The following is an 8,878-nucleotide window of genomic DNA, read 5'->3' on the forward strand; positions in this document are numbered from 1 at the left end:
CTCCCATCACAAGATTACGAACGAAATATGAGCCAGATTGCCCAGCACCTGCTTCAGGTAAAGGAACGTATTGTAGAGGCTGCCCGGCGTGTTGGCCGCAGCCCAGATCACATCCAGTTGCTTGCTGTCAGCAAAACCAAGCCGCTGGGGGACATTCAGGCTGCCTATGCCGCCGGTCAGCGGCGCTTTGGCGAATCCTACGCCCAGGAGGCCGCGCTCAAGATTGATGCCTTGCGCGAGCAGAACGCCTGTACAGACATAGAGTGGCACTTTATCGGTCCGCTGCAATCGAACAAGTCCAAGCTGGTGGCGGAGCGGTTCGACTGGGTTCAAAGTGTCGATCGCGACAAGCTCATCGAACGCCTCAACAATCAGAGACCGGGTGGGCTCGCGCCGCTAAATATCTGTCTGCAAATCAATATTAGCGGAGAGAGCAGCAAATCCGGTACGTCGGAGCAAGAGATTTTCCGCCTGGCCTCTCTGGTGGCCCAGAGCGAGCGGCTGCGGTTGCGCGGCCTGATGGCCATCCCCGAGCATACCAGCGACGAGGGGGTGCTCGCGGCCCAGATGGCGCGCATGCAGGCTCTGTTCACCGAGCTTGCGCAACAATACCCGAGCGTCGACACCCTTTCGATGGGGATGACCGAGGATCTCGAGCCGGCCATTGCCCATGGCAGTACCATGGTGCGGGTCGGGACCGCCATCTTCGGGGCCCGTGACTATTCATGAGCAAGAGCCGGGGCGAGAAACACCCCGGTCGTGCTTTTTTCAGGTAAACAGGCGCGTGTGATGCTGTCAGCCCGCACAGGCTGGGTCGGCATCCGCTGCGATGTCAGTAACAGGAGTGTTTGATGCAGCAGAGAACCCTCGCCTTCATCGGGGCAGGCAACATGAGCCGCAGTATCATTGCCGGCCTCATCCAGGCGGGTTACCCGGCAGAGCGTATCATCGCCGCCAATCCCAGTCGCCCCAAGCTGGACGAACTGGCCAGCCAGTTCGGCATCCGTATCACCCAGGACAACGCCGAGGCGGCCCGGGAGGCCGAGGTGATCGTACTGGCGGTCAAGCCCCAGCTGATGGCGGGCATGCTGACGGCGCTGGTGGCCGAGCTTGGCTCGCTGGATGGCAAGTTGCTCATCTCCATCGCTGCCGGCATTCGCGTCGCGCGCTTGCAGGAGATGGCAGGCGGTCACGATCGCATCATTCGCACCATGCCCAACACCCCCTCCTTGCTGGGGCTGGGGATGACCGGGCTCTATGCACCGCCCGCCATCGGGCAGGCCGATAGGGCGGTGGCCGAACAGATGATGCAATCCGTGGGCAAGACCCTCTGGGTGGATGAGGAGGCCGGCATCAACGGCGTCATTGCGGCGGCGGGCAGTGCCCCGGCCTACTTCTTCCTGTTCATGCAGGCGATTGCCGAGGAGGCCGAGGCCATGGGCTTTACGCCGGAGCAGGCTCGCCTGCTGGTGCAGCAAACCGCCCTGGGGGCGGCCGCCATGGTGGAGCAGAATCCCGATCTGTCGCTGCAGACCCTGCGCGAGCAGGTGACCAGCAAGGGCGGGACCACGGCCGAGGCCGTCAAGACATTCCAGGAGCAGGGGCTGATGCCGCTGACCGCAAGAGCCATGCAGGCGGCCGTTACCCGGGCCGGCGAAATGGAAACCCTTTTCTGAATCCCTTTTAGCAAGGAGCCCGGATGAACACGGCTTACTTTTTGATTAACACTGTCTTTGATCTCTACCTCATGGTGGTGCTGCTGCGGGTCTGGCTGCAGTGGGCGCGGGCCGACTTCTACAATCCCATGAGCCAGATGGTGGTCAAGCTGACCAACCCGCTGGTGGTGCCCCTGCGCCGCGTCATCCCGGGTTTTGGCGGGCTGGACATGGCCTCTGTGCTGCTGGCGCTGCTGATCGCCGTTGGCAAGTTGGTCCTGCTCAAGAGCATGAATGTGCTGCAGGCGGACTGGCTCACTCTCTGTCTGTTTGCGACGCTCACCGTGTTGAAGAAAGCGGGTTCCATGATCTTCTGGATCCTGCTGATCCGCGCCATCCTGAGCTGGGTCAGCCAGGGTCGCAACCCCATTGAATACGTGATGCACCAGCTCACTGAACCCTTCTTGGCCCCCATTCGCCGCATCCTGCCTGCACTGGGCGGGCTGGATCTCTCCGTGCTGGTCGCCTTCATCGCGCTGCAGGCCATCAACTACCTGATGGGGGATCTGTTCGGCCAGTTGTGGTGGATGATCTGATGCCCGCTGTCCTGCTGGAAGGGGACGAGCTGGTGTTGCATCTGATGATCCAGCCCAAGGCGAGCCGGGATCAGATCATCGGATTGCACGGTGACGAGTTGAAAGTGGCCATCACGGCACCGCCGGTGGATGGTCAGGCCAACAGTCACCTGATCAAGTACCTGGCCAAGCAGTGCAAGGTGGCCAAGGGGCAGATTCGCATCCTGCGGGGGGAGCTGGGTCGGCACAAGACGGTCGCCATCGACGCGCCAAAACAGATCCCCGCCGAGATTGCCGCTCTGCTCGATAATCAGGGTTGATACGAGAGGGATGACATCATGAAAACAGCCTGGATGAGTTGCCTGCTGGCACTCCTGATGACGCTGCCGCTGCGGGCTGAGCAGATGCAGGAGCTGGGCCCCTGGAAAGTGCACTACAGCGCGTTCAACTCCAGCTTCCTCACCCCCGAGGTAGCCAGGACCTATGGCCTGGAGCGCAGCCGCTATAACGGCATCGTCAATATCGCGGTGCAGAACAAGCAGGGGGTGGCACAGGCGGTGGGGATCAGCGGCGAAGCCCGCAATCTGACCGGCACCCTTCGCCCCCTGAATTTTCAGGAGGTGAAAGAGGGGAATGCCATCTATTACCTGGCAGTGCTGCCCTATCGCAATGAGGACACCTACCAGTTCACCCTGAAGATCATGGGGGAGGGGCAGCAGCAGACGCTGACCTTCCAGCAGACCTTCTACGTCGACTAGATTGCAGGGTGAATGCAGATGCCCTGCCCCCACGGGGGCGGGGCATTTTTTTGCCCGGTGAACCTGTGCTCGACGTCAGTGGCTGGCCAGGGGATAGGTAAACAGGGCCAGGTGGGCGAAGTTGAACAGGAAGTGGAGCAGGATGGCGACACTGAGGCGCCCGCTCAGCTGGAACGCCAGGCCATAGCAGGCCCCCGCCAGCGCGGCGAACAACACCAGCAACGGGCCACCGGCAAGATGGGCTGCGCCGAACAGCAGGCTGGCGACCAGGAGACCTGCCCAGGGCGTGCTTCGGCTTGCCACCCCTTGCTGGATGCATCCCCGGAACAGCGCTTCTTCCGCCACACAGGTGAACAACAGGTTGTTGAACGCGAACAGCCACCACCAGTGGGGCAGTCCCACTTCGGGTTTGAGGGCGCCCAGTTGCCAGGCGGTGATGAGCAGGGCCGCGAGCGGCAGGATGAGCAGGGACAGCGGCCGCCAGCGCATCGTTCCACCCGGGCCGAGCAGGCCGGGGATGGCCAGCAGCAGGGCGAAGAAAATGAGCGGCTTGTCCAGATTGAGGTAGAGGGTGAAGGGCACGCTGGCCGGGCCCGCCTGTACCTTGTCGAGCACCCTGAGATTGTCAAAGCCGGGCACCAGATGCAGCGTCAGGGCGACGGACCACAGCAGTACCAGCGCCAGTGCGACGCCGCGCCAGGGTGGGGGCAGGGTGGGGGTACGCCAGGCCAGCAGCAGACCGGCGAGGCTGACAAGAGCGGCGAGGGGCGCGAGTCGCTCAAGCCAGAGGGCGGTAAGCAGGGCAAGTCCCAACAGGAGCATGCCGGGTCTGGTCCGGCGGGCGAGGCAGCAGAGTACGGCCAGCCCCAGGACGAGCCAGATGAGGATATCGGGGAGTGGTAACATCGAGTCTCCTTGTATGAATGAAGGGCGCACCTTAACGATCCCCATGGTCTGGTTCAAGGAAAAGGGGGTGGCCGAGACTGGCCGGCAGAAGACGCGCAATGAAAAGCCGGAGCTGGGCTCCGGCTTGGACGGCGGCAAGATGCCACCGAGAGAGGCGATGGCCTTCCCGTATCAGCGACCGGACTCGGCGATCACCCGGGCGATGATGTCGGCGCGTTTGCTGGCTTCCAGCTCGCCCAGGGCGATGAGACCGGCCTTGAAGATGACGTTCTTCGGCAGACTGACGTCATCCAGGGTGGTGATGGCCTCGACGTGCATGCCGTTCAGGCGGCTGGCATCGCGCGGGCTCAGGTTGACCTGGGTGTTCAGCACCTGCTTGCCCTTCTTCTTGGGCTGGGCGGGTTTCTTCGGTTGATCCAGCTCGTCTTCCGGCAGTTCGTCATCAAAATCGTAAATGGACATAGTCAATCCTGTTGGGTTGCAAGGGGCATGCTCGCCCGAATGGGGGTAATCAGCCCATATCCTCGTTGCGGATAAAGGCGCGCCAGGAGCCGAGTACCTGGGCAAAATCTTCCAGCCCGCACATGGCCAGCTGTTCATCATCGTAGTAGGCGAGATCGTCGAGATCCTCGTCCTGCTCGATATTGAGGACATTGGCCTTCACCTCGGCTTCCTCGTGGGTCAGCAGCAGGGAGTAGTCGCCCCCCAGCAGCCGGTATTCGGTGCGGGCCCGGCTGGAGAGCTGGTCGATGATGGCGAACAGCTCGTCGAGCTTCTCCTCGTCCTTGCCCACCTCGTCGATCAACCACTGGCCGATGGCTTCATGGCCCATGGAGAACCGGGCGCGATAGCCACCGAACGGGTCGCGGCGAAATTCATAATCCATAGCGGAGTCCATATCGGAGGGTGAAACCACCACGGCGCAAAGCGGCATGATGCCGGATCCTTGATCCATGGTGGGGCACTGATAGCGTAAAGTGGCCTATTCTAGCGATCCCCCCCGCGCTTGTCTTGATGATGTGGAATCTTTAACGGGTGATCCCGGTGATGGCGCACGCCGGGGACCCTGTCAACGAATGGTATGGAGAGGCAATGCAGCTCAACGACGCGCTCGCGCATCAGATAGTCAGCCGGGCGATGAAGATCCTGTCGTTCTCGGTCAACGTCATGGATGAGCGGGGACTCATCATTGCGTCCGGCAATCCGGAGCGGCTGCACCAGCGCCACGAGGGGGCCGTGCTGGCCCTGACCGAGAACCGGGTGGTGGAGATAAGCGAGGCCACCGCCCGGGAGCTCAAGGGAGTGAGGCCCGGCATCAACCTGCCCATCGCCTATCAGGGGGAGCTGCTCGGCGTCATCGGCATCTCGGGCGATCCGGACGAAGTGCGTGCTTACGCCGAGCTGGTGCGCATGACCGCCGAGCTCATCCTGGAACAGGCGGCACTCACCGAGCAGTTGCAGTGGGACAAGCGCCACAAGGAGGAGCTGGTGTTGCAGCTCATTCGCGGCGAAGGGCGGGCCGATCAACTGCAACAGGTGGCCCGCTTCCTCGAGCTGGATCTCGCCCAGCCCCGGGTGGTGGCCGTGCTGGCGCTGGAGGAGGCCGAGCCCGCCCAGGTGAGGGAGCTGGTTCACCTGCTGGAAAACCCGGAGCGGGACAACCTGGTGGCCATCAACGGCCTGGACGAGATAGTGGTGCTCAAACCCGCCCAGCTCAGCGACGGCGTCTGGCAGTCGGCGCAGGAGCGCAGCCGGATCCGGCAGCTGCTCTCCCGTATTCCCCATTTCAAGGTTCGCATCGGGGTGGGTGATTACTTCGCCGGCATCCCCGGGCTGGCGCTCTCCTACCAGACGGCGCGAGACACCTTGCGCCGTGGCATGCGCCAGTCGCCCCGCAAGCAGGTCTATTTCTTCGAGGATTACCGGCTCTCAGTGCTGCTCGGCACCCTGGCGGACTCTTGGCAGGCGGATCAGCTGCGGGCTCCGCTGCAAAAGCTGGCGCAGGAGGACACAAAGGGAACGCTGCAAAAGACGCTGCGCCAATATTTCTTGCAGGATTGTGATCTGCATCCCTGTGCCGAAGCCCTGTTCATTCACCCCAACACCCTGCGTTATCGACTGACCCGGATAGAGCAGATAACCGGTTTGAATTTCAATAAGTTAGATGACAAATTTCTGCTCTATCTCGGGCTCAGTCTCGATAGCTGATTTGTCTTTTCCAACAAAAATACAAGGCCGGTAAATGCTTTTTTTGGTTTTATGGCCAAAGCATTCCAGGCGGGGATCCCCATAATGGCGCCACTCATTACAACAATAAGGTGCCCGTCATGATCCCAGTCTCCGCGCTCGGCGCGCTCGCCGCGCTTTCCATCGCCATCTTCCTCATCCTGAAGAAGGTGCCGCCCGCTTACGGCATGATTGTCGGTGCCCTGGCCGGTGGCCTGATCGGTGGCGCCGACCTGACCCAGACCGTCGCCCTGATGATCGGCGGCGCCCAGGGGATCACCACGGCAGTGATGCGGATCCTGGCGGCGGGTGTGCTGGCCGGGGTGCTCATCGAATCGGGCGCCGCCACCACCATCGCCGAGACCATCGTCAAGAAACTCGGCGAAACCCGCGCCCTGCTGGCCCTGGCGCTGGCCACCCTGATCCTGACCGCGGTCGGCGTCTTCGTGGACGTGGCCGTCATCACGGTCGCCCCCATTGCGCTGGCCATCGCCCGCCGTGCCGATCTCTCCAAGGCGGCCATCCTGCTGGCGATGATAGGCGGTGGCAAGGCGGGCAACGTCATGTCTCCCAACCCCAACGCCATCGCGGCAGCCGATGCCTTCCACCTGCCTCTCACCTCGGTGATGGCGGCGGGCATCATTCCCGGCCTGTTCGGTCTGGTGATGGCCTACTGGCTCGCCAAGCGCCTCAACAACCGGGGCAGCAAGGTGGCCGCCGACGAGGTGGTGAGCGTTGACGGTGCCAAGTTGCCCGGCTTTGCCGCCGCCATCAGTGCGCCCCTGGTCGCCATCCTGCTGCTGGCCCTGCGTCCCATCGCCGGCATCGTGGTGGACCCGCTCATTGCGCTGCCTCTCGGCGGCCTGGTCGGTGCCCTGATGATGGGCAAGTTCACCAAGGTGAACCAGTTTGCCGTCTCGGGCCTGGCCCGCATGGCGCCGGTGGCCATCATGCTGCTGGGGACGGGTACCCTGGCGGGCATCATCGCCAACTCCGGCCTGAAAGATGTGCTCATCAGTGGCCTGACCGCTTCCGGTCTGCCCTCCTATCTGCTGGCCCCCATCTCCGGTGCCCTGATGTCGCTGGCGACCGCCTCGACCACGGCCGGGACTGTGGTGGCCTCCAACGTGTTCAGCGCCACTCTGATTGAACTGGGGATCAGCAGCCTGGCAGGGGCCGCCATGATCCACGCCGGCGCCACCGTGTTTGACCACATGCCCCACGGCTCCTTCTTCCATGCCACCGGCGGCAGCGTCCACATGGGCGTCGGCGAGCGACTCAAGCTCATCCCCTACGAAACCGCGGTCGGTCTGACCATCGCCGTTGTCTCCACCCTGATGTTTGGCGTGTTTGGCCTCGCCTAAGGAACTGATATGAAAATTGTGATCGCCCCCGATTCATTCAAGGAGAGCCTGAGCGCCATGGCGGTGGCCGATGCCATCGAGGCCGGTTTCAAGCAGGTGCTGCCGGATGCCACCTACGTCAAGCTGCCCATGGCCGATGGCGGCGAGGGGACGGTGCAGTCTCTGGTGGATGCCACCGGTGGTCGCATCCTGCCGGTCGAGGTGACCGCCCCCCTCGGCAACAGGGTGCAGGGCTTCGTGGGCCTGCTGGGGGATGGCAAGCGCGCCGTCATCGAGATGGCGGCGGCCTCCGGCCTCCATCTGGTTGCGCCCGAGCTGCGCAATCCGCGGCTCACCTCCAGTGTCGGCACCGGGGAGCTGATCCTGGCCGCGCTGGAGATGGGGGTGAACCACCTCATCCTCGGCATCGGCGGCAGCGCCACCAATGACGGCGGTGCCGGCATGATCCAGGCACTCGGCGGCAAGCTCCTGAAAGCAGATGATACCCCCATCGCGCCGGGCGGTGCCGGTCTGGCCGAGCTGGCCACCATCGACCTGAGCGGGCTGGATCCCCGTCTGAGCGGACTCACCATCGAGGTGGCCTGCGACGTGGACAATCCGCTGTGCGGCCCCAAAGGGGCGTCCGCCGTGTTCGGTCCGCAGAAGGGGGCAACTCCCGAGATGGTGGCCGAGCTGGATGCCAATCTGGCCCGTTACGCGGACTGCATCGAGCAGGCGCTTGGCAAGCAGGTGAAGGAGATCCCGGGAACGGGGGCCGCAGGCGGCATGGGGGCAGCCCTGGTGGGGCTGCTCGGTGCCGAGCTCAAACCCGGCATCCAGATCGTGATCGAGGCGCTGAAATTGGCCGATGAAGTGGCCGATGCGGATCTGGTCATCACCGGCGAGGGCCGCATCGACAGCCAGACCATCCATGGCAAGACGCCCATCGGGGTAGCTCGTTGTGCCAAGCAGTTCGGCAAGCCGGTGATCGGCATCGCCGGATGCCTCACCGATGACTGCGGCGTGGTGCACGAGCACGGACTGGATGCGGTGTTCGCCGTGGTCAATCGGGCCATGTCCCTGCCGGAGGCGCTGGCCACCGCCACCACCAACCTGCAGCTCACGGCCCGCAACGTGGCGGCTCTCTACCTGCTGCGCAAATGACCCTCTCTCCTGGCCGATGCGGTGCATCGGCCTGACCTTGCCCCGTGCAGCAGAGTGAGCGGCCCGGCGTGGCACCTCTGACGCACTTGCCGATCCTTGGGTCGGCTTTTTTTAGGTTCATCGCGGCTTTCCGGGGAAGGCCGCCTTGATTTTCAGAAAAAAGTATTCTGAGTCCCTAAATCCATATGCCATACGCTTTATCACTTTGATCTTGTTGTTCACCCCTTCCAGCACACTCGTGTGCATCGGGT

General features: G+C 63.1%; 12 protein-coding genes. 8 read left to right on the forward strand and 4 right to left on the reverse strand.

The window, feature by feature from the left end:
• Positions 1-27: 27 nt before the first annotated feature.
• From J9892_RS03130 to J9892_RS03150, 5 genes are all read left to right on the forward strand, one after another.
• Entirely contained in the window at positions 28-729 is a 702-nt protein-coding gene (locus J9892_RS03130) for a YggS family pyridoxal phosphate-dependent enzyme (RefSeq protein ID WP_103857983.1), read from the forward strand.
• A gap of 122 nt (positions 730-851) precedes the next feature.
• On the forward strand, positions 852-1,676 hold the full coding sequence (gene proC / locus J9892_RS03135; RefSeq protein ID WP_039039961.1) for a pyrroline-5-carboxylate reductase: 825 nt from the start codon (positions 852-854) through the stop codon (positions 1,674-1,676).
• 23 nt (positions 1,677-1,699) lie between these two features.
• Positions 1,700-2,251 carry a YggT family protein gene (locus tag J9892_RS03140; protein ID WP_042014922.1) on the forward strand — a complete coding sequence of 184 codons (552 nt, stop codon included), beginning with the start codon at positions 1,700-1,702 and terminating at the stop codon, positions 2,249-2,251.
• Positions 2,251-2,550 carry a DUF167 family protein YggU gene (yggU, locus tag J9892_RS03145; protein ID WP_201871604.1) on the forward strand — a complete coding sequence of 100 codons (300 nt, stop codon included), beginning with the start codon at positions 2,251-2,253 and terminating at the stop codon, positions 2,548-2,550. The genes J9892_RS03140 and yggU overlap by 1 nt, the downstream gene beginning before the upstream one ends.
• An 18-nt stretch (positions 2,551-2,568) precedes the next feature.
• Positions 2,569-2,988, forward strand: coding sequence for a DUF4426 domain-containing protein (locus J9892_RS03150; RefSeq protein ID WP_049636470.1), 420 nt, complete (start codon positions 2,569-2,571; stop codon positions 2,986-2,988).
• 75 nt (positions 2,989-3,063) lie between these two features.
• Here J9892_RS03150 and J9892_RS03155 read toward each other — a convergent pair whose 3' ends face one another.
• From J9892_RS03155 to J9892_RS03165, 3 genes are all read right to left on the reverse strand, one after another.
• On the reverse strand, positions 3,064-3,894 hold the full coding sequence (locus tag J9892_RS03155) for a CPBP family intramembrane glutamic endopeptidase (protein ID WP_210537976.1): 831 nt from the start codon (positions 3,892-3,894) through the stop codon (positions 3,064-3,066).
• Positions 3,895-4,065: 171 nt separating this feature from the next.
• Complete coding sequence (locus tag J9892_RS03160; protein ID WP_039039963.1) at positions 4,066-4,356, reverse strand: hypothetical protein; 291 nt, start codon at positions 4,354-4,356, stop codon at positions 4,066-4,068.
• 49 nt (positions 4,357-4,405) lie between these two features.
• Positions 4,406-4,780: a YacL family protein gene (locus tag J9892_RS03165; RefSeq protein ID WP_039039964.1), complete on the reverse strand. Its 375-nt coding sequence runs from the start codon at positions 4,778-4,780 to the stop codon at positions 4,406-4,408.
• 206 nt (positions 4,781-4,986) lie between these two features.
• Here J9892_RS03165 and J9892_RS03170 point away from each other — a divergent pair, with 206 nt between their 5' ends.
• From J9892_RS03170 to J9892_RS03180, 3 genes are all read left to right on the forward strand, one after another.
• Positions 4,987-6,102 carry a sugar diacid recognition domain-containing protein gene (locus J9892_RS03170; RefSeq protein ID WP_201871608.1) on the forward strand — a complete coding sequence of 372 codons (1,116 nt, stop codon included), beginning with the start codon at positions 4,987-4,989 and terminating at the stop codon, positions 6,100-6,102.
• 119 nt (positions 6,103-6,221) lie between these two features.
• On the forward strand, positions 6,222-7,484 hold the full coding sequence (locus J9892_RS03175) for an SLC13 family permease (protein ID WP_042014914.1): 1,263 nt from the start codon (positions 6,222-6,224) through the stop codon (positions 7,482-7,484).
• A gap of 9 nt (positions 7,485-7,493) precedes the next feature.
• On the forward strand, positions 7,494-8,627 hold the full coding sequence (locus J9892_RS03180; RefSeq protein WP_210537977.1) for a glycerate kinase: 1,134 nt from the start codon (positions 7,494-7,496) through the stop codon (positions 8,625-8,627).
• Positions 8,628-8,744: 117 nt separating this feature from the next.
• Here the strand turns inward: J9892_RS03180 and J9892_RS03185 are convergent.
• Positions 8,745-8,878, reverse strand: a 134-nt coding sequence (locus J9892_RS03185) for a transposase (protein ID WP_162231338.1), incomplete at its 5' end; no start/stop codon positions are given.

The sequence above is a fragment of the Aeromonas sp. Prich7-2 genome (genome assembly GCF_017939255.1).
GTDB lineage: Bacteria > Pseudomonadota > Gammaproteobacteria > Enterobacterales > Aeromonadaceae > Aeromonas > Aeromonas caviae.